Annotated in this window: 20 protein-coding genes and 2 pseudogenes; 15 read left to right on the forward strand and 7 right to left on the reverse strand. The window is 61.5% G+C overall.

What is annotated here, in order from left to right; all coding sequences use genetic code 11:
- Positions 1-6: 6 nt before the first annotated feature.
- From HAV21_RS13355 to trxA, 5 genes and pseudogenes are all read left to right on the forward strand, one after another.
- Positions 7-549 (forward strand): nucleotide exchange factor GrpE, encoded by a 543-nt coding sequence (locus tag HAV21_RS13355; protein WP_166842043.1) that lies wholly within the window; start codon positions 7-9, stop codon positions 547-549.
- A pseudogene (locus tag HAV21_RS13360) lies at positions 542-1,482 on the forward strand (J domain-containing protein). The gene HAV21_RS13355 and the pseudogene HAV21_RS13360 overlap by 8 nt, the downstream one beginning before the upstream one ends.
- Positions 1,479-1,796 carry a chaperone modulator CbpM gene (locus HAV21_RS13365; protein ID WP_166842044.1) on the forward strand — a complete coding sequence of 106 codons (318 nt, stop codon included), beginning with the start codon at positions 1,479-1,481 and terminating at the stop codon, positions 1,794-1,796. Before HAV21_RS13360 ends, HAV21_RS13365 begins: the two are co-directional and overlap by 4 nt.
- Positions 1,793-4,429, forward strand: coding sequence for an ATP-dependent chaperone ClpB (gene clpB / locus HAV21_RS13370; protein WP_166842045.1), 2,637 nt, complete (start codon positions 1,793-1,795; stop codon positions 4,427-4,429). Before HAV21_RS13365 ends, clpB begins: the two co-directional genes overlap by 4 nt.
- Positions 4,426-4,853 (forward strand): annotated as a pseudogene (gene trxA, locus HAV21_RS13375) (thioredoxin). Before clpB ends, trxA begins: the two are co-directional and overlap by 4 nt.
- A 107-nt stretch (positions 4,854-4,960) precedes the next feature.
- Here trxA and HAV21_RS13380 read toward each other — a convergent pair.
- A complete protein-coding gene (locus HAV21_RS13380; RefSeq protein WP_166842046.1) occupies positions 4,961-5,989 on the reverse strand; it encodes a helix-turn-helix domain-containing protein in 1,029 nt (342 codons plus the stop codon).
- A gap of 189 nt (positions 5,990-6,178) precedes the next feature.
- Entirely contained in the window at positions 6,179-7,429 is a 1,251-nt protein-coding gene (locus HAV21_RS13385; protein ID WP_166842047.1) for an ROK family protein, read from the reverse strand.
- 250 nt (positions 7,430-7,679) lie between these two features.
- Here HAV21_RS13385 and HAV21_RS13390 point away from each other — a divergent pair, with 250 nt between their 5' ends.
- The 10 genes from HAV21_RS13390 (at position 7,680) to HAV21_RS13435 (ending at position 20,073) form a co-directional block, all read left to right on the forward strand.
- Positions 7,680-8,816 carry a Gfo/Idh/MocA family oxidoreductase gene (locus HAV21_RS13390; protein ID WP_166842048.1) on the forward strand — a complete coding sequence of 379 codons (1,137 nt, stop codon included), beginning with the start codon at positions 7,680-7,682 and terminating at the stop codon, positions 8,814-8,816.
- A complete protein-coding gene (locus tag HAV21_RS13395) occupies positions 8,813-9,856 on the forward strand; it encodes a Gfo/Idh/MocA family oxidoreductase (RefSeq protein ID WP_166842049.1) in 1,044 nt (347 codons plus the stop codon). Before HAV21_RS13390 ends, HAV21_RS13395 begins: the two co-directional genes overlap by 4 nt.
- 44 nt (positions 9,857-9,900) lie before the next feature.
- Positions 9,901-11,040 (forward strand): ABC transporter permease, encoded by a 1,140-nt coding sequence (locus HAV21_RS13400; protein ID WP_166842050.1) that lies wholly within the window; start codon positions 9,901-9,903, stop codon positions 11,038-11,040.
- 65 nt (positions 11,041-11,105) lie between these two features.
- Complete coding sequence (locus tag HAV21_RS13405; protein ID WP_166842051.1) at positions 11,106-12,095, forward strand: sugar ABC transporter substrate-binding protein; 990 nt, start codon at positions 11,106-11,108, stop codon at positions 12,093-12,095.
- 77 nt (positions 12,096-12,172) lie between these two features.
- On the forward strand, positions 12,173-13,024 hold the full coding sequence (locus HAV21_RS13410; protein ID WP_011774583.1) for a sugar phosphate isomerase/epimerase family protein: 852 nt from the start codon (positions 12,173-12,175) through the stop codon (positions 13,022-13,024).
- Positions 13,017-13,871, forward strand: a complete 855-nt coding sequence (locus tag HAV21_RS13415; protein WP_166842052.1) for a sugar phosphate isomerase/epimerase family protein — start codon at positions 13,017-13,019, stop codon at positions 13,869-13,871. The genes HAV21_RS13410 and HAV21_RS13415 overlap by 8 nt, the downstream gene beginning before the upstream one ends.
- The gene (locus HAV21_RS13420; protein WP_166842053.1) at positions 13,868-15,364 is read left to right on the forward strand and encodes a sugar ABC transporter ATP-binding protein; all 1,497 of its coding nucleotides are present in this window, start codon (positions 13,868-13,870) and stop codon (positions 15,362-15,364) included. The genes HAV21_RS13415 and HAV21_RS13420 overlap by 4 nt, the downstream gene beginning before the upstream one ends.
- Positions 15,365-15,390: 26 nt before the next feature.
- Positions 15,391-16,425, forward strand: a complete 1,035-nt coding sequence (locus tag HAV21_RS13425; RefSeq protein ID WP_166842054.1) for a sugar phosphate isomerase/epimerase family protein — start codon at positions 15,391-15,393, stop codon at positions 16,423-16,425.
- Positions 16,426-16,821: 396 nt separating this feature from the next.
- Positions 16,822-19,224: a phosphoenolpyruvate synthase gene (gene ppsA / locus HAV21_RS13430; protein WP_166842055.1), complete on the forward strand. Its 2,403-nt coding sequence runs from the start codon at positions 16,822-16,824 to the stop codon at positions 19,222-19,224.
- Entirely contained in the window at positions 19,225-20,073 is an 849-nt protein-coding gene (locus HAV21_RS13435; protein ID WP_166842056.1) for a pyruvate, water dikinase regulatory protein, read from the forward strand.
- 14 nt (positions 20,074-20,087) lie between these two features.
- On the opposite strand, the gene HAV21_RS13440 is transcribed toward HAV21_RS13435, so the two are convergent.
- From HAV21_RS13440 to HAV21_RS13460, 5 genes are read right to left on the reverse strand one after another with little or no spacing between them, the layout of a single operon-like run.
- A complete protein-coding gene (locus HAV21_RS13440; RefSeq protein WP_166842057.1) occupies positions 20,088-20,456 on the reverse strand; it encodes a DUF5655 domain-containing protein in 369 nt (122 codons plus the stop codon).
- On the reverse strand, positions 20,453-21,619 hold the full coding sequence (locus HAV21_RS13445) for an ABC transporter permease (protein WP_166842058.1): 1,167 nt from the start codon (positions 21,617-21,619) through the stop codon (positions 20,453-20,455). Before HAV21_RS13445 ends, HAV21_RS13440 begins: the two co-directional genes overlap by 4 nt.
- On the reverse strand, positions 21,616-22,770 hold the full coding sequence (locus HAV21_RS13450; RefSeq protein WP_166842059.1) for an ABC transporter permease: 1,155 nt from the start codon (positions 22,768-22,770) through the stop codon (positions 21,616-21,618). Before HAV21_RS13450 ends, HAV21_RS13445 begins: the two co-directional genes overlap by 4 nt.
- A gap of 20 nt (positions 22,771-22,790) precedes the next feature.
- Positions 22,791-23,747, reverse strand: a complete 957-nt coding sequence (locus HAV21_RS13455; RefSeq protein ID WP_166842060.1) for an ABC transporter ATP-binding protein — start codon at positions 23,745-23,747, stop codon at positions 22,791-22,793.
- A 24-nt stretch (positions 23,748-23,771) separates the two neighbouring features.
- On the reverse strand, positions 23,772-24,242 hold the full coding sequence (locus tag HAV21_RS13460; protein WP_166842061.1) for a pyridoxamine 5'-phosphate oxidase family protein: 471 nt from the start codon (positions 24,240-24,242) through the stop codon (positions 23,772-23,774).
- Between the last annotated feature and the right edge of the window lie 25 nt (positions 24,243-24,267).

The following is a 24,267-nucleotide window of genomic DNA, read 5'->3' on the forward strand; positions in this document are numbered from 1 at the left end:
ACGGCCATGAGCGACCACGCAGCGCCGGCTGGGCACGCCGATCCGGGAAGTGATGGAACAGAGGCCGCTGCAGCCGGCGTAACGGAAACCAAGCCTGAGGCATCGGCGGAAGCGCTGGCCAAAATGGAGGATCTTTGGCGCCGCGCGCTGGCTGACGCAGACAATATCCGAAAACGCGCCGCCAGGGAGGCCTCACAGCTAAGGGCACAGGAACGCGCAGCGGTCTCGCTGCTGTGGCTGCCTGTCTTGGATAATCTGGAACTCGCTCTCACTCATGCCCCCTCTGCCGGGGACCCCCTCGTCGATGGCCTGGCCGCGATCCGTTCCCAGGCCATCGATATCCTGGCCCGCCTTGGGTACCCGCGGATCGACGGCGAGAATGTCCCCTTCGACCCCCGGATTCACGAGGTGGTCAGCGTATCGGAGACGGACGATGTTCCTCCCGGGACAGTGATCACCGTTCTGCGCCCTGGCTACGGCGGGACGGATACCGTCCTCAGGCCCGCCGCCGTCGTCGTGAGCCGGGCGGTGAACGCTGATCGTGGCTAAGGATCACTACTCAGTGCTCGGCGTCCCTCGCACGGCGAAGCCGGACGCAATCCAGCGGGCTTACCGCAAACTGGCAAGAAAATACCATCCGGACGTCAACCGGGAGCCTGATGCTGCGGACAAGTTCAAGGAGATCGGCGAGGCCTACGATACTTTGTCAGATCCCGAAAACAGGGCGCGCTATGACCGGTTCGGCGCGGACTACCGGCAATATGCCGGTCGCGGTGCTGATTCGGAGGGCAGCGGCACGGGGCGGGGTTCCGGTGGTCCGCGCCCAGGCCCGCGCCCAGGACGCGGCGCGTACGGCGGCGCCCGTGTCGACATGGGAGGCGACGTCGATTGGGAGGACCTGCTGGGTGGCTGGTTCCGTCAGCAGGGGGCGGGTCCGGCGCCGGGCTCAGACCACGAGGCCGAGCTTCGGCTGACGCTCGAAGAAGCAATCCGCGGCGGACGGCGAACGGTTCGCCTGGCCGAGCCAGGTGGCGAGACGCGGAATTACGACGTCGACGTGCCGCCCGGTGTGGTGGACGGCCAGCGTATCCGACTCGCGGGGAGGGCGCCGGTGGCCGCGATGGGGGCCGACCGGGGGATCTCTTCCTGACCGTAAGCATTCAGCCGGACGCGAGATACCGCCTCAAAGGCCGGGACATCCATTTCGACCTTCCCGTCACGCCGTCGGAGGCCGCGCTCGGGGCCAGGATCAAGGTCAACGCGCCCGCCGGGCCTGTGACCACGACCGTTCCCGAAGGGTCTTCCACCGGACGCAGACTTCGGCTCCGTGGGCAGGGTTTGCCCGATCCGAAAGGCCAGCCGGGGAACCTCTACGCCGAAATCCGGGTCATGGTGCCCCCGCGGTTGAGTAGTGAGGTGCGCAAGCTCTATGAGCAGCTTGCAGCCGTGTCCGATTTTCACCCGAGGGAGGGGCTGCTATGAGCCGGGAATATCCACTCGCCTATCCGTGGCGCCTGAGCCTCGAAGGGGTGGCCCGCAGCAGCGGTGTCCACCCCGACGTCGTCATGAGATTCGTGGAGCTGGATCTGGTTCGACCGCTGGGAGGTGACGGCCCGGGCGGGCCCTGGTTCAGTCCGCGGGCTCCGGAAATGATCGCGCGCGTCCTGCGGCTGCATTCAGAGCTGTCGCTCAACTATGCGGCAATCCCGCTGGTACTGGATTTGCTGGCGAGGGTGGACACGCTGGAACGACGTTTGGTTGAAATCGCGTATGTGGAAAGGACTGCTTCGCCATGAACATGGAGAGCTTTACCCAGAAGTCGCAGGAGGCCTTGGCAGGGGCACAGCGGATCGCCCAGCAACACGGTCATACCGAGACCGACGGGGAGCACCTGCTTGCGGCCCTGCTGGAACAGGAGGGGGGACTGGTCCCGCGACTGCTCACAGGCATGCAGATTGACGTTGAGGAGCTGAACAGGGCGGTCGAGACCGAGCTGCAAAAGAAGCCCAAAGTCACGGGGCCTGGCGCAGCACCCGGACAGGTGTACGTCAGCCGCAGGCTTGGCACACTCCTCGATGCCGCTGAACGTGAAGCCAAACGGCTCAAAGACGAGCATGTCTCGGTGGAACACCTGCTGGTAGCGCTTGCGGAGGAAGGCCGGTCCACGGCGGCAGGCAGGGTGCTGGCGGAACACGGCATCACCCGTGAGGCATTCTTGTCGGTCCTGACCCAGGTCAGGGGAAACCAGCGCGTTACCTCGGCAACGCCGGAACAAACTTACGAAGCGCTGGAGAAGTACGGCCGCGATCTGGTGACGGATGGGCGTACTGGAAAGCTGGATCCCGTCATCGGCCGCGACGCGGAAATCAGGCGGGTCGTCCAGATACTTTCACGCAAGACCAAAAATAACCCGGTGCTTATCGGCGAGCCTGGAGTCGGCAAAACCGCCATTGTGGAGGGACTGGCCCAGCGGATCGTCCGGCAGGATGTGCCCGAAGGCCTGAAGAACAAGACCATATTCTCGCTGGACCTGAGCGCCCTCGTGGCCGGTGCCAAGTACCGTGGCGAATTCGAGGAGCGGCTGAAAGCGGTGCTGGCCGAGGTGCTGGCGGCAGAAGGAAGGATCCTGCTTTTTGTGGACGAACTGCACACCGTCGTCGGTGCGGGCGCCTCCGAAGGATCGATGGACGCCGGCAACATGCTCAAGCCCATGCTGGCACGCGGGGAGCTGCATATGATTGGCGCTACCACGCTCGACGAATACCGCAAACACATCGAGTCTGACGCCGCATTGGAGCGCCGCTTCCAGCCGGTCACGGTTGAGGAGCCCGACGTCGAGGACGCCATTTCCATCCTTCGAGGTCTGCGGGAGCGGCTCGAGGTTTTCCACGGAGTACGGATCCAGGACAGTGCCCTGGTGGCTGCGGCCGCCCTTTCCCACCGGTACATCACCGACCGGTTTCTTCCTGACAAGGCCATTGACCTCGTGGATGAGGCGTGCGCCAGGCTCAGGACGGAAATTAACTCGATGCCGGCGGAACTGGATGAACTCACCCGAAAGGTCACGCGGCTCGAAATCGAAGAGGCGGCACTTGCCAAGGAAACCGACCCGGCCAGCAAGACGCGGCTCACGGAACTGAGGCGTGAATTGGCGGACCTGCGCGGTGAAGCGGACGCCAAGAGGGCCCAATGGGAAGCCGAGCGCCAAGCGATCCACAAACTGCAGGAAATTCGTACTGACCTTGAGCGGGCGCGGCTGGAGGCTGAGGAGGCCGAGCGCAACTACGACCTCAACCTGGCAGCAGAGCTACGCTACGGTCGTCTTGCCGACCTCGAACGGCGGCTGGCTGCCGAAGAAGAACGACTGACCGCGAAACAGGGCGAAAAGCGCTTGCTCCGCGAGGTGGTGACCGAGGATGAGATCGCAGACATCGTGGCGGCCTGGACCGGGATTCCGGTCGCCCGGCTGAAGCAAGGCGAACGTGAAAAGGTCCTGCACCTGGACGAAATCCTGCGTGCCCGTGTCGTCGGGCAAGAAGAAGCGATCAACGCGGTGTCGGACGCCATCATCTTGGCCCGCTCCGGTATCCGGGATCCCCGCCGGCCCATCGGGTCCTTCATCTTTCTCGGCCCCACGGGCGTCGGAAAGACCGAGCTTGCCAAGGCATTGGCTGCATCGCTATTCGACAGCGAGAGCGCAATGATCCGGCTGGACATGAGCGAGTATCAGGAGCGCCACACAGTGAGCCGCCTGCTGGGGGCGCCCCCCGGCTACATTGGCTACGACGAAGGAGGGCAACTCACCGAAGCGGTGCGCCGGAAGCCATATTCGGTGGTGCTGTTCGACGAAGTGGAAAAGGCCCATCCGGACATCTTCAACACGCTGCTGCAGGTCCTCGACGACGGACGAATTACGGACTCGCAGGGCCGGACCGTCGATTTCCGCAACACTGTCATCATCATGACCTCCAATATCGGCTCCCAGTATCTTTTGGAAGGCTCGGCCGAAGGCGGGACTATCACCGAGGAGGCGCGCAGCATGGTGATGGGTGAACTCAGGGCTCATTTCCGACCCGAGTTCCTTAACCGCGTCGACGACACAGTCTTGTTTGCACCCTTGGGACTGCCACAAATCGAACGAATCGTTGATTTGCTGTTTCAGCAGCTGCGGCAGCGCCTGGCCGAGCAGCAAATTGAGCTGCACCTGGCCGAAGAGGCACGCCTTTTGATTGCTGAGCGGGGCTTCGATCCGGTCTACGGAGCCCGGCCGCTGCGCCGCTACATTTCCCATGTCGTCGAAACACAGGTGGGTCGGGCCCTGCTGCGCGGCAGCATCGCCGAGGGCGGCGTGGTCAGTGTGACCGTCTCCGGAAGCGAACTCGTGGTTGAATACAGCACTATGGAGCTCACGGAGGCCTCAATCACATGAATAAAGCCATCATCAAATGTCCTCACTGCGGCAAGTCGAACCGCGTTCCGGCCGCCGCCGACGGCCGGCCACGCTGCGGGAACTGCCACAAGGATCTGCCTTGGGTGGTTGAAGCCAGCGACGACGACTTTAGTGCCATCGCGGAACAGCCCGGGTTCCGGTATTGGTGGACTTTTGGGCTGTGTGGTGCGGACCCTGCCGGATGGTGAGCCCAGTGCTCGACCAACTGGCACACGAACGCGCCGGTCACATCAAACTCGTGAAGGTCGATGTGGATCATTCGCCGCAGCTCTCTGCCAGGTTCGCCATCCAGGCGGTGCCGACGTTGATGGTCATCGTTGACGGCAAAATCGTGGCGAGGCAGGCCGGCGCGGCTCCCGCGCCGGTGTTGAGGTCCTGGTTGGAGGAGGCGCTCTCGAAGTAGTCCGCGAACAGCGGACGACGACGGCGGGGGCGGCGCCCCGCCGTCGTGCCTTCTCCTCCCAGGGCCAGGTTCGAACCGCGCCTCGCCAGGCTTCATCGTCGATCCGGTCAAGCTCCAGGACTGAGCCGCTGCCGCAGTTGCTGCAGTGCCATATGAACGACGGGCTCGGATTTATGGATCTCCCTGACATTCATCCCGGTGAACTCTTTGATTGCCCGGCGCATGCTTTGAACGTTGGTGAATCCGCTCCGTGTCGCAATTTCTGAGTAGGTGATTCTTTGAGCATGGGCTTGAAGCAGGAGCTCCAATGCTTTCCGGCTTCTCAAGGCGCGGATTCGCTCACCCAAACGGAGTTCTTCGGTCTCAAAAAAGTAGAACAGGGAGCGACGGGAGAGGTTGAACGTTCCGGCGATCATTGCCACGTCCAGATTTGGGTTGTCGTAACTGCTCTCAAGGTATTTCTTTACCGCCCGGCTTAGTGCCGGTTTCTGTGTCTCATCGTCGGCCGGCGATTCGAGCAGGGAGCCCACCAGGGTTGCCATGACGGATCGTAGGATCTCGCTGGTTCCTGATGCCTCACTGTCGATGCCGGGCCGCTTCCAACTCATCAATGCGGGGATCACGAAGGTGCCCACAATGGGGTGGCTTGCAAGGTCAGGCAGGCGAAGAAGGGAGCGCAGTCCGCCTTCGCTGACATTGAGACTGACGCGGTCCATGTTGAGCTGCTGTGCGTGGAATCCTTCGGGTGCATCGAAACTGCCACCAAGCGAGGTGTCGATGAATCTCACCGAACCCGTTGGAACCGGCTCGGGGGTGCCATTGAGATCCAGGGTCAGACCCGACGCCTTGCGGAAGTAGGCCAGGCGCAAGTCAGTGGAGTCGGGATTCGGCGCCCAAAAGCCCAGCGCGGGGGTGTTGTGCATCTCTATGAGGCTGAAGCCCGGTCCGGCAAGATTAATAGCTGAGGGAGTGACGGACGCAGGGCTATCTCCTTCTGACCGCTCCAGCCTCATTGGTGTTTCGACGGCGCTGCCGTACCAGACCCGCCAATGCTCGAACCTTTGTTCTGGAGTGAGCCCTTCCGGCACTGCGTATCGTCGCACACGGGCGCTTTTCCCGTCACCAGATTGAGGCATGCCGTCCTCCTTCACCAGCCGAGCATCATGGCAGTCTTGGGAGCTGGCGCGGCGGCATAAGGAAGCGCTTGCGGTGACTCGTCAGACCGACCCAAAATGAGGTCCGCTGGTAGGTCAATTTTACCTCTGGATGCACCTTTGGTCGGCGCGTTAATGTGTTTATGTTTTTCACATAGGTGCGTCTTGCAATTATTTGGCCAGCGCCTCAAGGAGCGGCCAGTGTGTGGGGAAAGCGGGCTCCTTTTCCTGCCGGTTGATAATTTCGTTTCCGTCGGAAAGCGGTCTGGTTGCCAGTTGATTTACTCGGTGGGGGGAGAGGACATACTCGACGGCCAGGATGCTGGCGCCAACCACTCCAGCTTCCGGCCCGGTTTCGGACTGGGTGATTGTCAGGTGCTGGGTCGCTAAAGGCGTTGATCGTGCGTACACCGTTTCGCGTATCCCTGCCATGAGGTGTTCTCCGGATTGGGCAAGCGATCCGCCCACAACAATCAGGGAGGGGTTGATGAAGCTCACGCACATGTTGAGCATTTCTCCGATGTCGCGGCCCGCTTGGCGGACCGCTTGGATAGCAGCCGGATTCCCGGAACGAACCAGCGAAACGACGTCGCTTCCAGTGGTTGCCTCAAGCCCGCTGTCGCGGAGTTGCGCGGCGATGGCCGGCGCGCCTGCAATGGCTTCCAGACAGGCACTCTTGCCACAGCGGCAGAGAATTCCTGCCCCCCGGGAAACAGCAATATGGCCGACGTCTCCGGCGACACCTGCCGCGCCACGCTGCAGTTCCCCTCCGCTAACCACTCCAGATCCGATGCCAGTGGCGACTTTGAGGAAAATCATGTTCTCCTCGCTGGGCCAACGGGTCGCCCGCTCGCCGAGGGCCATGAGGTTGACATCGTTATCGACGAGTACGGGTACGCCCAAGGTTTGCTGAATGTAAGCGGGAACATCGAATCCGTCCCACCCTGGCATGATCGGCGGGCTCGTCGGCTTCCCGGTGGAGTGCTCTACCGGGCCAGGTAGTCCGATGCCGACGGCGATGACGTCCGCAGTCGGGCGCGCCAACACTTGCAAGTGTCCCTTCACCATCGTCAAAAGCCAGTCCAGGACCGCTTCGGGTCCGCATGAAATCTCCAGCCGCTCAGTGGTTTCCACGAGTACCGTTCCTGACAGGTCAGTGAGGGCCACTGTGGCGTGCGTCGCGCCGACGTCTGCGGCCGCCACCAACTTTGCGCCTGGGTTGAAAGCTAGCCGCGCCGATGGACGACCTCCAGTAGAAGGTGCCCCTGATACGGGAACCACCAGTTCCAATTTCAGGAGCGGCTCAAGGCGGGAACTGACGGCGGCTCGGCCCAACCCTGTTGTTCCAGCCAAGTCTGCTCTGGTTCGTGGTTGTCCGTCCCGCAGGATTTGCAGTAGTTCGCCGGGTCCGCCGTTGTCCATGACACTCCAATTCGGGGCTCAAAAGAGGTTGTTCGTGAGCCTGAATTCTTGACGCCTCGGGCTCACCGGACCCTGAGGGCCCTCATCTCCACTCAGTGTCAAGCGGCTCACTCGTTCCCGTCCACCCGGCGAAGTGCTTAGCATCAAAAAGTGCAACTTGGGCGTGCATTCGACTGCCATCAGCGTCAAAAGGTGCAGACTTTTGTTGGGCCCCTGACCAAAGCCACGTGCTGCGTGTCACTGTTTCGACATGGACAACGACAGAACCACGACAGCCCCCTCCCGGCTACGGGCCGGGTTCGTCGGCGCCGGGTTCATGGCCGAGGTGCACAGCCGGGCCGCCCGCGCTGCAGGGGCGGATATCGCCGCCATTGCGTCTTCGAGCCGTGCCAGCGCCGACCGCGCCAAAGACCGCCTGGGTGTGCAGCGGGCTTACGATTCCGCCCAGGACCTTTTCGAGGACGACGCTATCGACGTCATCCACATCTGTTCGCCAAACAGTACCCATTACGCACTGGCCGAAGCCGCGCTGAAAGCGGGCAAACACGTGGTCTGCGAGAAGCCCCTGGCCACCAACGTCCAGGACGCAACCGAACTTGTGGAGCTCGCTGCCCGGGCCGGGACCGTTGCGACCGTTCCCTTCGTCTATCGCTTCCATCCGATGATCCGGGAAGCACGGGAACGCATTGCATCGGGCCAAACGGGACGGATCTCCACCATCCAGGGCTCCTACCTTCAGGATTGGCTGCTCTCCCGGGACGACGACAACTGGCGGGTGGACGCCGCTCTGGGTGGGCCCTCCCGGGCGTTCGCCGATATCGGCTCCCACTTGTGCGATCTTGTCGAATTCGTGAGCGGGGAACAGATAGCCAAAGTAAGCGCCCTGAGCCGGACTCTCTTCTCTGGCCGGTCAAACAATAAGGACATCCAGACCGAGGACCTCGTTGCCGCTGTTTTTGCCACTGAATCCGGCACCGTGGGAAATCTCCTGATCAGCCAAGTTGCCCCTGGACGAAAGAACCGCCTGATGATCGAGATAGCGGGTTCGGAGAGCACTCTGCAGTTCGACCAGGAAGCCCCGGAGGCGTTGTGGCTGGGTAAGCGGACAGGGTCGCAGTTGCTCGTTCGCGACCCGCAGGCGCTTAGCCCTGATGCGGCCCGGCTCAGTGTTCTTCCAGCTGGTCATCCGCAGGGTTACCAGGACGCGTTCAGTGCATTCGTGGCTGATACCTATGCCGCCATCCACGGGGACATCCGCGAAGGCCTGCCTACGTTCCAGGACGGCCTCAGGTCGGCCGTCCTCACCGAAAGCATCATCAAATCCAGCAAGGGCGGCGAGTGGGTCGACGTCCCGAGCACAAAAGAACTAGAAGGAGTGAAGCAATGAAGATCATTCAAGTAGGCCTCGGTGCCTGGGGTGCCTCATGGCTGAACGTGATTCACCACAGCAAAAGCTGGGAGCTGGCGGGTGTTGTCGACGTCAACTCCGACGCCGCACGGGCCGCTGCTGAACAGTACGGAATCCCCGCGTACGCCACCATTGAGGACGCGCTGGAGCACAAAGATACGTTCGACGCCGCCTTGGTCATCGTTCCACCCGAGTACCACGCAGCCGTGGCCACCCCGGCACTGGAAGCAGGGGTCCACACACTCATTGAGAAGCCCCTCGCACACAGCCTTGAAGACGGCATCCGCATCATTACAGCGGCAGAGAAGTCCGGCAAACAGGCCATGGTGTCGCAGAATTACCGTTTCAAGCGAGCCGCCCGCACTGTTCAGCGCCTCATTCGGGACGGAGTCATCGGCGACCTTGAGCACGTCTTTATCGACTACAAGAAGAACCCGCCGTTCGAAGGGTTCCGGCTCGAAATGGATGAGCCCCTGATCGTGGATGCCATGATCCATCACCTTGACCAGCTCCGCGGCATCGTTGGTGTCGAACCTACCGCCGTGCGTGCGCGCTCTTGGAACACTGGCACCTCCAGATTCAAGGGCAACGCCTCCGCCGTGGTGCAGTTCGACTGCGACAACGGCGCCCGCGTCGTCTACACCGGTTCATGGAGTTCCTACGGTCCGCAGACCAGCTGGGACGGCGACTGGGAAATCCAAGGCAGCAAGGGCGCCATCACCTGGAAGAACAACGAGGTCACCATCAACTTCGCCTCACTGTTTGACACCGTCTTCCTTGCCGGAGCGGTGGAACACTCCGGCGTCATGCACGTCGATCTGGACCCGTTGCCTGTCGAGGAACGCCTGGGGACCCTCGAAGCGTTCCGCGACGCCATCGAAACCGGACACAAGGCTGAGACAGATGTCACCGACAACATTCAGAGCTTGCAACTCGTCATGGCCACCGCCGACTCCGCCCGCCAAGATGGCGCGCCCATCACCTTGAAGACCAACGCCGAACTCTTCGGCAGCCACTAGCACTTCCGACCCGAGGAAGTGTCGAATTGACTGGAGATACAAACATGCAGCCACAAACAGCCACCGGCTCCGCCGGTCCGGTTTCCGGGAGGGCTGGCCCCGGAAAATCTAACGACGAGTCCCGTTCACGGCTCTCCGGGGTCGGCGACTTTATCGGTGCGCAGGGCCTGCTGGTCGTCGTCTTGCTCTTCGGTGTACTGCTGACGTGCCTGAGCCCGGTATTCCTGACCACAGTCAACCTGGTAAACCTGCTTTACCAGTGCACGATCCTCGGTGTGTTCGCCATCGGCATGACCTTCGTGATCCTTACCGGCGGCATCGATGTCTCGGTGGGGTCGACAGCTGCCCTGTCGTCCGTGCTGTCCATGGGCGTGATCGTCAACATGGATATGCCGCCAGCAATCGGGCTCCTGACCGGCCTCGTGGTTGGCGCCGGAGTCGGAGCCGTCAACGGGCTGATGGTCACGAAGCTGGGTATATCCCCGCTGATCGCGACCCTGGCAACACTCTCCGCCGGGTCGGGAATCGCCTTCGCCTACTCCGACGGCGGAAACATCACGCCTGTGCCGAAGGTGCTCACCGATATGGTCAGCGCGAAGGTCGCCGGAATTCCTTTGCTGATACCAGCCGTTCTGGTGCTGGCTTTCCTGGCCCACTTGGTCCTGACCCGTACTACCTACGGACGTTCCATCTACGCCGTCGGCGGCAACAAGGAAGCAGCCCTGCTTGCAGGCATCCGCGTCGATCGTGTCACGATGAACGCTTACATCATCGCCGGTCTCTCTGCGGGAATGGCGGGACTCCTGCTCACCGGCCGTCTGGCCTCCGGAAGCCCGCGTGCCGGCGACGGCATTGAACTGACCGTCATTGCCGCCGTGGTCATCGGCGGAACAAGCCTCTTTGGCGGCCAAGGAAACATCAAGGGCACACTGCTCGGCGTGCTGTTGATCGCGATGGTCTCCAATGCCGTAAACCTGCTCGGAATCCCTTCGTCCTACGACCGCATTGTCCAGGGCGTCGTCATCTTCGCTGCGGCCGCCTTGGACGTGTACCGCTACAAGTACGTCCAAAAGAACCTGTCAAGGAAACGCAGGATCGGACCGCCGCCGGCGAAAGACCCGACGACGGCGGGCAGCCCGGTTACCGGGCCGGCCACAGCGCACACCACCGGAACTTCGGCTTAGCAGCTCAACCGCATACAAACCGGCTCAGCCGACATGTCTTAGCACCCAACAGAAAGATTAAGTCAATGAAGACCTCACCCAAACTGGTGGTCCTCGCGGCAGTCTCCGCCGCGGCCATAGCCCTCACCGGCTGCGGAGCACCCAGCGCCGCCCAGAAAGCAAACGACGGAACGAAGACTAAGAAGATCGCCGTCCTGCTCTACAGCCAGAGTTTTGAATTCATGGTTGCCCTCGGGCAGGGAGTCAAGGATAAGGCGAAGGAACTCGGCGTGGAGGTCACAGTCCTTGATGCCAAGGGCGATTCCAGCACGCAGATCAGCCAGATCCAGGACCAACTCGCCCAGGGTGTGGACGGCATTGTCCTCAGCCCGAATAACTCCGCTGAACTGGTTCCTGGAGTCCAGATGATCCACGACGCCGGAAAGACGGTCACCACCGTGGACTCGGTCATCCCGGGTGACATCGCCGACGCTGCCGTCGCTTTCGACAACGAAAAGGCAGGCAAGCTTGGCGCTGAAGCCTTGGCCAAACTGATGGGTGACAAGGGAACCGTCCTTGAATACCAAGGAGCCAAGGGTGCTTACCACGCGATTCTGCGCGGCAAGGGGTTCAACGATGGCATCAAGCAGTTCCCCGGCATCAAGGTGATCGGCCGTGACGCACAGTGGACTGCAGACAACGCTCTGTCCCTGACCGTCGATAACTTCACCGCAGACTCCAGTATCAATGGGCTTTTCAGCCACAACGACGAAATGGTGCGGGGAATCGTTTCGGGCCTCTCACAGATCAACAAGGACGCTCCTGTCGGCGCCGCAAACCACATCCCGCTCGTCGGAGTAGACGGCACACCCCTTGCCCTGGACCGGATCCGCAATGGTGTCCAGGACGCCACGATGGACCAGAACCCGTTCGAGATGGGCGCACTGGCCCTTCAAGCCCAAGTTGACCTGCTTGACGGCAAGCAGGTCCCCAAGATGCAGCTGACTGACACCAAGCTCATTACCAAAGAGAACGTCGATGACCCCGCTCTCTGGGGCAACATCTTCAAGGACTAGCGCAGCTAACCCCTCGGCTGCCTGGCCACGCCCCGCCGCTTGGCCAGGCAGCAACACCAATTCCCTCAAGGAGAAACATGTCCCGCTTCAAGTATTCCTACAACGCCATCGTCTACTACCAGGAAGACATTGCTAAAGGCATCGATCGCGTTGCCCGTTATGGCTACGACGCCATTGAACTGGTCGGAGAACCGGCAACACACAACGTCGATGAGATCAACAAACTGACCAGCGACGCCGGTATCGACGTCAGTTCCATCTGCAGCATCTGGTTTGGAGAGGAACGCGACCTGATCAACCCCAGCGCCGCCAATCGGCAGAAGGCCTTGGACTACGGCAAGTCAGTAGCCGACTTCGCCGCCGCCGTCGGAGCTCCGACCATCATCGTGGGGCCGTCCCCGGTGGGCAAGACCGAAGCCCTGGCGAGCGATGAACAGGAATGGGAATGGGCTGTCGAGAATGTCCGCACACTTGGCGAATACGCTGCCAGCGTCGGCATCAACATCACCCTCGAACCGTGGAACCGCTACGAGACTCATTTCCTGAACCGGCTCGACCGGGCCGTTGAACTTCTGGACGCTACCGGTCTGAAGAACGCCGGCGTGCACGGCGACCTCTTCCACATGAACATCGAAGAAGACAGCATCCACGGAGCGTTCGCCCGAGCTGGCAGCAAGGTTAACCACGTCCACCTCGCCGACTCGAACCGGGCAGCCCCCGGCGTGGGACACATCGACTTCCGTCCGACACTGCAGACGCTAAAGGACATCAACTTCGACGGCTACCTGACCTTCGAACTTCTGCCGGCTGCGTCGAATCCCTTCGCCATGATGGCGCGTGGCGGCCACCTGGAATTCCTGGACCCTTACACCGAAAAGGCCATCAACGAAATGAAGAAGCTGGAACAGGAGCTGTGGCCCAATGAGTAAATACGAATTCGGAGTCAGCACCTTCATCCTGGTCTCCCCGTTCACCGACCAGGACGTTGATCAGTTCGACGTCGCCAAGGAGATGGGCTACGACCTGATCGAGGTCTGCATTGAAGATCCTGCCGTAGTCAGTGCGGAAGTACTGAAGAAGGCCTCGGAACGGACCGGACTGCCCGTGTCCATCTGCGGTGCGTTCGGACCCGATCGCGACGTCTCACACGAAGACCCGCAGAAGCGCCGGCAGGGCATTGACTACCTGAAGCTCTGCGTCGACATCGCCCAAGCCGTCGGATCTCCCCACGTGGCCGGCCCGATGTATTCCGCCACCGGCAAAGCACGGCTCCTTCCCCCCGAGGAACGTCGGCAGCAGCGCCAGTGGGCAGCCGACAGTCTGCGTGAAGTGGCCGACTACGCCTCCGAACGAGGCGTCACTCTGGCCATTGAACCGCTCAACCGCTTCGAAACGGATCTGGTCAACACGGTCGAGCAGGGACTGGAACTCTGTGAATTGATCGGCAGGGACAACGTAGGCCTGATGCTGGACACGTTCCACATGAACATCGAAGAGAAGAACATCGGTGCGGCCATCACCTCTGCCGGCGACAAGGTCTTCCATTTCCAAGTGTCAGAAAACGATCGCGGGACGCCCGGCAGCGGACACGTTCCTTGGTCCGAGACCTTTGACGCGTTGAAAACGATCGATTACCAAGGTTCCATTGTGGTCGAATCGTTTCTCCCTACGGTGGAGGAAATCGCCAAGGCTGTTTCGCTCTGGCGGCCGGTGGCACCGTCCATGGACGCACTGGCCAGAGATGGACTCACCTTCCTGAGGAGGGAACTGCCGTGACTAAGACGCCCGGACGTGCTCCAGCAATCGTTGAAGCACGTAATCTCGTAAAACTGTTTCCGGGCGTCGTCGCCCTCTCCGGCATGAACTTCGAACTTCATGCCGGAGAGGTGCACTGCGTCTGTGGTGAGAACGGAGCCGGTAAATCGACGCTGATTAAGACGCTCAGCGGGTTTTACACTCCCGACGAAGGAGGCGTGTACGTGGACGGCGAACTCATGCCCTCCAGTACAGCGGCCTCCAAAGCCGCCGGGATTGCAACCATCTACCAGGAGCACAACCTGGTCCCGGACCTGTCCGTAGCCGAAAATGTACTGCTGGGAAACTGGGGCGGACGCAACGGCATCCTCTCCCGCCGCGAGATCCGCAAGCGGGCAAGGAAGGCACTGGACCAGGTTGCACCGCACCTCAACCTCGACACTCCTGCGATGGCGCTCTCAACGGTGGACGGCCAAATGGTGGAAATCGCGCGCGCCATAGCCCAGGACGCAAGAGTGATCATCATGGATGAGCCAACCACCGCCCTGACCGAGCAGGACGTTGAGAAGCTGTACAAGCTGGTCAACGAGCTTCGGGGCAAGGGCCTGGCGATCATGTATGTTTCGCACAAACTGGAGGAAGTCTTCACCCTGGCCGACCGGATAACCGTCATTCGCGAAGGCAGGACTGTGGCCTCATCCGTCCCCGCGGGTGAGCTCGATGCCCGATCCGTGGTGCAGTTAATGGTGGGCCGGGACGTGGACCTTTACGCGCATATTCCCCGCGAACGCGGTGAACTGGTTCTTGAGGCACGGGGTCTAAGCCGTGCCGGAGCGTTTGAGGACGTGAATGTTCGACTGCATGCAGGGGAAATCGTTGGACTGGCTGGACTCGTCGGCGCAGGCCGCACAGAGGTCGCCCGGTGCATCTACGGGGCAGACAAAACAGACGCAGGAACCGTAGAGGTCAACGGCCGGAAAATACGTCTCCATGGTGCGTCTGACGGCATCGCCGCCGGCATTGCCCTCGTCCCGGAGGAGCGAAAGCTGCAGGCCATCATCCCCATGCTGTCCATCCGCGAAAACACCACCCTGACTCTCCTGAAACAGATCAGCAAGTGGGGCGTGCTGCAGAGGGGCCACGAAAAGAAGATGGTGGGCGACTACATCAAAGAACTTGATGTCAGGACCCCTTCTGCGGAAACGCCGATACAGTCCCTGTCCGGCGGCAACCAGCAAAAGGTCATCATCGCACGCTGTCTGGCCAGCAATCCCAAGGTCCTCATCCTGGACGAGCCAACAAAGGGCATCGACATCGGCGCGAAGGCCGAGATTCATCGTCTGATCGAGCAGCTGGCCCGCAGTGGTGTAGCCGTACTCGTCATTTCCAGCGAACTCCCCGAACTGCTGGAGCTTTCCGACAGAGTGATGGTCATGCGGTCCGGCAGGGTAGTGGCCGAACTGGATAAGGCACAAGCAACAAAAGAAAACGTCATCGCTTATGCCGCGGCGTAAGCGATCCGACCAGAACGGATAGAATCATGCCCGATCAACAGACCCGCCCGTTCACCCTGTTCACCGGCCAGTGGGCCGACCTCCCCTTCGAGGAAGTCGCGCGCCTAGCCTCGGGCTGGGGCTACGACGGCCTGGAAATCGCCGTCTCCGGAGACCACCTGGACGCCTGGCGCTGGGACGAACCCGGCTACGTCGAATCCAAACTCGCTGTCCTGGAAAAGTACAACCTCAAGGTCTGGGCCATCTCCAACCACCTCAAGGGCCAGGCAGTATGCGATGACCCCATCGACTTCCGCCACGAAGCGATCGTCGGATCCCGCGTCTGGGGCGACGGGGAACCCGAAGGCGTCCGCCAACGCGCCGCCGAAGAAATGAAACACACCGCCCGCCTCGCCCGCGCCCTGGGCGTTGACACCGTCGTCGGGTTCACCGGCTCCTCCATCTGGCAGTACGTCGCCATGTTCCCTCCCGTCCCGGAGAAGGTCATCGACGCCGGCTATCAGGACTTCGCCGACCGTTGGAACCCCATCCTGGACGTCTTCGACGAATGCGGGGTCCGCTTCGCCCACGAAGTCCACCCCTCCGAAATCGCCTACGACTACTGGACCACCGTCCGGACCCTCGAAGCGATCGGCCACCGCGAAGCGTTCGGCCTGAACTGGGACCCGTCCCACTTCATGTGGCAGGGCATCGATCCCGTGTCCTTCATCTGGGACTTCAAGGACCGGATCTACCACGTGGACTGCAAAGACACCAAGCTCCGCCCCACCGGCCGGAACACCGTCATGGGCTCCCACCTGCCCTGGGGCGACCCCCGCCGCGGCTGGGACTTCGTCTCCGCCGGACGCGGCGACGTGCCCTGGGAATCCTCCTTCCGCGCCCTCACCGCAATCGGCTACAACGGACCGATCTCCGTAGAATGGGAAGACGCCGGCATGGACCGCCACCACGGCGCCCCCGAAGCCCTCGCCGCCCTCAAGAAGTTCGACTTCCCCGCCTCCCAAACCAGCTTCGACGCCGCCTTCAGCAGCAAAGACCAAACCAAAGACCATGACGCCTAAGACTCCCGGAGGTCCGGGGTGTCTTACAGTTAGGCCAATCCGGTGATGCCCTTGGATTGGGCCTCCGCTCCCCGAAAGTTGCAGGGCGGAGGTCCAATCCGCTGACTACAGCGCCACTCTTTTTGGGAACGGCGGGCTTTGAGGTAGTTGCTCGCCAACACTCCGAATGGTGGACACCATCGAATCACCTGTGCTGCCTCCCTGCCTCTCTGCCTCTGAGCGTGAGCTTCTTGAGTCACGTTCGATCCGCCCCCCACGAGCTTGATGAACTTTCTTTACTTCGCGCATATGTTGCGCGAGTCACATCTATTTGCTTCCACTGAGCTGGTGCATTGATCCTTGCATGACCTAGTTTTTTAGCGCTTGTCAGAGCGTGCCCAATGGAGGACACAATTTATGACTAACGTTCTTTGGTTTTCTGAGCTTGGCTTGTCCGACCTCGACCAGGTTGGGGGCAAAAATGCATCTCTCGGCGAAATGGTCCGGAATCTCGCCTCTGCCGGGGTGAAAGTTCCGGGCGGATTTGCGACGACGGCGGACGCTTACCGGCGTTTTCTGGCGGAGTGCGGGTTGGATGCCCGGATCGAAGGCATCCTGGAAGGCCTGGACAGCAGCGACGTCACTGCTTTGGCCAACGTCGGCCAGGAAATTCGCGCCCTCATTCGTGAAACACCATTCCCGGCCGGATTCGAAGGAGACATCCGGACCGCTTATGAGCGCCTAACGCACGAGCACGGTGGGGATGTTTCGTGGGCGGTGCGCTCAAGTGCCACAGCCGAGGACTTGCCGGATGCATCGTTTGCCGGCCAGCAGGAGACCTTCCTCAATATCCGTGGCGTGGAGAATATCCTGGTCGCCATTAAGGACGTTTTCGCGTCGCTGTACAACGACCGGGCCATTGCGTACCGCGTCCACCACGGGTTCACCCACTCGGAGGTGGCACTCTCGGCCGGAATCCAGCGCATGGTCCGCTCGGACATTGGCGCCTCGGGGGTGATGTTCACGATGGATACTGAGACTGGGTTCAACGACGCCGTCTTCATCACTTCCTCGTACGGGCTTGGCGAAGCGGTTGTCCAGGGCGCGGTGAATCCTGATGAGTTCTATGTGTACAAGCCGGCCCTTGCGGCGGGTCGGCCGGCTGTGCTGAAGCGGGGCCTGGGGGAGAAGGCTGTGCAGATGGTCTACACCGACTCGGGGGAGGTCGGAAAGACTGTGGACTTTGTACCTGTGCCGCGGGATCTGCGGAGCCGCTTCAGCCTGACGGATGCCGAGGTGGAACTGTTGGCGAGCCACGCACTGGCCATTGAAGCGCATTATGGGCGTCCCATGGACATCGAGTGGGGCAAGGACGGAGCCGACGGGGAACTCTATATCCTTCAGGCCCGCCCGGAAACGGTGGAGTCCCGCAAGGCTGCCGGGACGACGTCCCGGTACACCCTCGCCGAACGCTCGACGGTTCTGGTGGAGGGCCGGGCCATTGGTCAGCGGATTGGTGCCGGCCAAGTCCGGGTACTGAGCTCGATTGATCAGATGGCGTCTTTCCAGGAGGGCGATGTCCTGGTGGCGAACATGACTGACCCTGATTGGGAACCAATCATGAAGAAGGCTGCCGCGATTGTCACTGATCGTGGCGGGCGGACCTGCCATGCTGCCATCATCGCCCGTGAACTTGGCATCCCCGCCGTCGTGGGGACCGGTTACGCATCCCAGATCCTGAAGGACGGAACCCCGGTGACGGTATCCTGCGCCGAAGGCGAAGCCGGCTTGGTGTACGAAGGCCTGCTGGACTACACCCTGCATGAAACCAGCCTGGACACCATGCCCGAAGCGCCGGTGAAGATCATGATGAACGTCGGCACACCGGAGCAGGCCTTCAGCTTCGCCCGCCTCCCTCACCACGGGGTTGGATTGGCCCGGCTCGAATTCATCATCAACCGCCAGATCGGGATCCACCCGAACGCGCTATTGGCTGTTGCCGGAGAAATCGAGCGCCCGGCAACACTCGATGACTTCACGGTGCGCCAGATCCAGGAAAAGACGGTCGCATATGCCGGGCCCCGAGACTACTATGTGCAGCGCCTTGCCGAAGGCATCTCCACCATCGCGGCTGCCTTTGCTCCGGAACCGGTCATCATCCGGCTTTCCGACTTCAAGTCCAACGAGTACGCCAACCTTTTGGGCGGGCCGGCGTTCGAACCCGAAGAGGAGAACCCGATGATCGGGTACCGGGGTGCATCCCGGTACCTGTCCGAGTCCTTCCGGCAGGCTTTCGAACTCGAGTGCGAAGCCCTGAAATACGTCCGCAACGACATGGGCCTGACCAACATCAAGCTCATGGTCCCGTTTGTGCGTACTTTGGACGAAGCCCGAGGTGTGTCCGAGCTCCTCGCTGGCAACGGGCTCAGCCGGGGCGAGAACGGGCTGGAGATCGTGATGATGTGCGAACTTCCGGCCAATGCCCTTCTGGCTGATGAATTCCTGGAGTACTTCGACGGTTTCTCGATCGGTTCCAACGACCTGACCCAGCTCACACTCGGGCTGGACCGGGACTCCGCGCTGGTCGCTGAAGGCTTTGATGAGCGCAACCCCGCAGTCACCAAGCTTCTGGAAATGGCCATCACTGCCTGCCGCGCCCGGGGCAAATACGTTGGCATCTGCGGGCAGGGCCCCAGCGACCACCCGGACTTCGCCGAGTGGCTGCTGGATCAGGGTATTAGCTCCATTTCGCTGAACCCCGACGCCGTTACCGAAACCTGGCTTCGCCTGGCACGAACCAGCAGCGAGACCTCCGTCTAAATGGAGGATCTGCAAAGAAACACCGTGGGGGAGGACCACGCGTCCAACCCCACGGTGTTCTTCCTCTCGGACAGCACCGGCATCACCGCCGAAACACTGGGAAACACGCTATTGAGCCAGTTCCCGGGCCAGCGGCTGGAGCGAAAAACCATCCCGTTCATCACCACGGTCGAGCAGGCGCGCGAGGTGGTGGCAACGATCGACAGGATGGCCGGCTCGGGGCCTCGGCCTATCATCTTTTCAACGGCGGTTGGCCATGACATCCGTGCCGTGCTGGCCCAAAGCCGGGGCCTCTTCTTCGATCTGTTCGGCACACACATCGGCCAACTCGAGACGGCACTGGGCGCGTCCGCGAGCGGACAGCCCGGACAGGCCCATGGGCTCGGTGACGCGGTGCGGTACCAGTCCCGCATGGCAGCTGTTGAGTACGCAATAGAGCACGACGACGGTCAGTCGCTCCGGGCGCTGGAACGCGCCGAACTAATACTCATTGCCCCTTCACGCTGCGGCAAAACCCCAACGACCATGTACCTTGCGCTGCAGCATGGAATTCTCGCTGCCAACTTCCCCCTCGTCGAGGAAGACTTCGACACCATGGCCCTGCCTAAGCCCCTTTTGCCGTTCGCACGCAAGTGCTTCGGCCTCATCTCCCAGCCCGTCAGGCTCAGCCAGATCCGACAAGAACGACGACCCAACAGCAACTATGCGTCCTTGACCCAGTGCACCTACGAGCTTCGCAACGCGGAAGAGATGTACCGGGCCAACAACGTTCCGTACGTAAACTCGGCCTCCATGTCCGTGGAAGAGATATCAGCCACCGTCCTTCAGCGCATGCAGTTGCATCACTGAGTGGCGTTACTGCGCTATGCCGCCTCAAAGGCCTCCCTGATCCACTGCCTCACCTCGGCATCAACCATGCTTGGATCGTGGAGTTCCAAGTGATGCATCCACACGGAAGGAGCGGGATGAACGACTTCTTTGAACCGTGGGGAGCCGAGCTCGTAGGGCAAAGCCAACGACAACACCGCCGGTACCCTCGAATGGACGTACTTGTCAGGCCGCCACAAGTAGGCGAACCCACGATGCCGCCGAAGGGCGATCTGGCTCTTGGATAAGTTGACCCGAAAATCACCGAGTCCACCCACAACGGCAAGGAAGGCCCGGCAGATGGCGAGGCCTTGAGGAGATCCATCAAAAAACGACTCTGCGTCCGTGGGCAAAACTGGTCTCATAGCGCCCTTTGGAGGCTGCGTCGTAGGAGCCACGCGCCACACATAAGGAGAATAGCGGCCATCGCTGCCAGGACGCCGAGAGCGGGAAGTATGTCCGTGAAGGAAGCGTCCTGCCGTTGGATGGCGGCCAAGGCGTCGTAGGCCCACCGATGTGGAGTCAGCCGCGAGATGCTCTGAAGGGGTTCGGCGAAGAACTCGGGTGGCACCATGCAGCCTCCCAGGCCAGCCAGCACGAGACCTGCGCCTATTCCGATGCCTGTTGCGGCGCCGTCGTGATCCAACAGTGAGCCGATGATCATGGCGGCTGCTGCGGCGACGGCGCTGAAGGCTATCAAGACCATTGCCGTGAGCCAGAGGTTGCCCCAATCAACGCCGAAGAGCAGGGCCGTACCTACCAGGATGTACGCACCTTGGACTGATGCAATCCCGAATCTTCCCACTGCCTGCCCGGCAATCGTTTGGCCGCTGGATACGGGTGCTGACATGGTACGCGGGATGACGCCGTAACGGCGGGCCTGGATCAGCGTGGCGGCACCGGTCAGGGAACTGAGGAAGATGAACAGCAGCAGCTGCTGCACCGCTCCGAGTTCGAAAACCCCCAGCCCACGGAACTCCTGCGCGGTGTTGTCGGTGTCGAGGATCTCTACGCGGGGTGGCTGGAAAGCTTCCTGCGCCTGCGCCACGGCAGTCTCCGCTGCCTCGGCCGGCAGGCCGGCCTGCTCCAAAGCTGCGAGCTGGCTGTGCCGCATGCTGATGGCGCCCAGGGAACCCCTGACTTCCTGTAGTGCTGCTTGGGCTGATGCTTGCGACGCAGTGAGAATCTGCAGCTCCGCACGGCGTCCGTCGTCGAACGCGGCGGCGGCTTCGTCGCGGATGACGAGCCCGACGTCGGCCCTTCCGCGCGCCAGCTGTTCGTGCATCACTTGGGCGGTGACAGATTCCACCTGCAGGCCGTCGGCTTCCAATTGTTCCGTCACAACGGACTCAAGCGCCGTCCCGGATCCACCAGTGAGGCTAACCCGGGTTTCCGCGCGGCTCGAACCGAACTGGGTGCCCAATAACAGAATCAGCAGGAGCGGGAAGGTAAAGACGAAAAAGATGTTGGAGCGGTCCCGCAGGAAGCGCCGCACCTCCACGCCGGCGATGGCCAGGATCGCTTTCATGCCTTGGCTCCGCGGTCGGGCAGGAAGCGGGAGACCATGACGCAAATAACCGCGAATCCCCACATCGTCACCAAAGGCACGGCGATTTCTGCGACGCCGCCGCCACCGGCAGAGATTCCGAGGCCCCGGATGAATGCACCCACCGGGTTCAAATCCATCAGGACCGCCATGAAACCTGACGCTTGGATGGGGAAGAAGGCGCCTCCCGCGATACCCAGCACCATGGCAACAATGGATTGCGCCACATTGGCCTGTTCTGCTGTCCGAACCATTTTGGCCACGACAAAGGTTAGGCTGGTGGCCGCCGCCGCTGCCCCGAGGACTAACAAGCCCACAACGGCCGGGGAGCCGAAGTTAACGCCGAAGAGGAGCGTGCCGCTGGCAAGCAGCACGCCACTTGCGACGACTCCCAACGAGAAACCGACAAGAGCTTTGGCGGCGACGACGGTCCACTGCGGTGCGGCGGTGGATCTGATCCTGGCGAGTGTTCCCTGTTCCTTCTCCGCCAGTAGTCCTAGGACCCCGAACCCCACCGTGAACAATAGAAACAAGCCCGTTTGACCGGCCACCAAGCCGGCCCGAAGCGACAACTGCCCGGCTGGCGCGATTCCTTCCGTGACATGGAGGATCGGGTCGCCGGTCACCGCGATTCGTCCAATGCCTGCCGCAGCATCAGGGGGGACTCCACCCAGTCTCGCCGCTGCCTCCGTTACCGACGCAGCGGTGAACTGGTCCACGATTCCGGTCACGATTGAGATCAAAACACTCGTCTCGAGGACGGACCCGCTGCCTTCGATAAGTTGCAGGGCGGACGGTTGCCCGGTAGCCAAGGCTGAACTGAAGCCGGCCGGGATGACGATGCCCAAGGCGGCACCGGTAGTGCGGGTTTCCGGGCCCACGGCCTCCGATGACACCTGACGTACGGTGACCTTCATGGATTCGACTGAAGCCAGCGATTCGAGCAACGCAGCACCGAGTGGGCCGGAGTCTTCGACGCTTGCTATGACAGTGGCTGGTTGCAGGTCGACGCTGCCGGTACCCAGTCGACCGAAAGCCAAGCTCAGCACGCCCATCAATGCCAAGGGGACGATCAGCGAAAAGATGAGCACCGACTTGTCCCTCAGCCGTTGACGTAGATCATTGCCGACCATGGTCCATAGTGCTCGCACGGTCAGTCCCTGAGCGCTTTGCCGGTCAAATGCAGGAAAACCGATTCGAGGTCCGGACGTGTCACGGATACCGATGCCAGGGTCATTCCTGATCGGGCTGCGGTAGTTACTATGCCTGCGAGGAGAGCTGCACCGTCCGTGACGGTGAGTATCAGTTCGGTTCCTCCGGAATCAGTGACGCGGTGAACACCGTCGAGCGACCTCAGCGCTTGAGCTGCTGCCGTGGTCCGGCCGGTCCCCATGAGAGTAATCCGGTCCACTCCGCCGGTGAGCGTGATGAGCTCGTCCCTGGTTCCTTCAGCCTGGACCTGGCCTTGGTCCAAGATGGCAATCCTGTCACATAGGCGCTCTGCTTCTTCCATGTAATGGGTGGTGTAGAGGACCGCGGTGCCCTCCGTTGAGAGGTTTCCCACCGCTTCAAGAATTGAGTTGCGTGACTGTGGGTCAACTCCCACCGTCGGTTCGTCAAGGATCAGCAGACCGGGGCGGTGGAGCAAACCGATACCAATATTCAGACGACGCTTCATGCCACCGGAGTACTTTTTGGTTTGTTCGCCGGCACGCTCAGTCAGGCCAAGGAGATCCAAAACCGTGTCCACTCTGGAGGACAACTCCTTACGGCCAAGACCCTGGAGCCGGCCGAAGAAATTCAGGTTCTCGCGTGCCGTCAGATCCGGATAGATAGCGAGCTCTTGGGGGACCAGCCCCAGGTTGCGTTTCGCGGCGACACTCCCTGGGTCCATCCCGATACCGGCCACATCAACTGATCCGGAATCGGCAGGTATCAGACCGGCAACCATGTTGATGATGGTGGTCTTCCCGGCACCGTTCGGGCCAAGGAGGCCGTAAGTCTCACCGGGGCCGATGGCGAAGGAGACGTCGTCGACGGCGGTCAGGTCACCGAATTTCTTGACGAGCCGGTCTGCTGACAAGACTGTTCCGGTGCGAGGCGGTGCCACCTGATTCTTCAAGGGCGCACCGCGCTATTCCAAGCCGGCCCGTGTTGCGTCGTTGAGTGGAGTTTGAAGCGACATCGGCGCTGAAAGGTCGAATCGTCTCCCGGTTACCGAGGCCGGAACAATTCTGAAGAGGTAGTCCTGACCCACTCCCTGCCACGGGAAAAGGGCGCGCCTGATCTCATCAAGTCGAGGGCCTTCGGACCCTGCGTCCTCAACTGTGCCTTTCACAACCACACTCCACGCAATTCCGAATTCGGCACTGACGGAGTCGCACTCGATGGCTACCACGGCGTCATCCTCCATGGCCCACTGTTTGGTTCCCGGTCCGGTCCTGAAAACTATCGTTTTGTTGTCCACCGCGAAATTTACGGGAAAAATATCAGGGTGCCTGTTGACGATAACGGAGAGCCGTCCGATGGTGGTCTCGCCCAGCAGCCTCCAGCAATCGTCAGGTTCAAGTACTTCTGCCTCAGGCACTATGTTCTTGTCGGTCATGTCGAGATCCTACGGTCGCTTTCCG

It is taken from the genome of Paenarthrobacter sp. MSM-2-10-13, assembly GCF_011605365.1.
Taxonomy (GTDB): domain Bacteria; phylum Actinomycetota; class Actinomycetes; order Actinomycetales; family Micrococcaceae; genus Arthrobacter.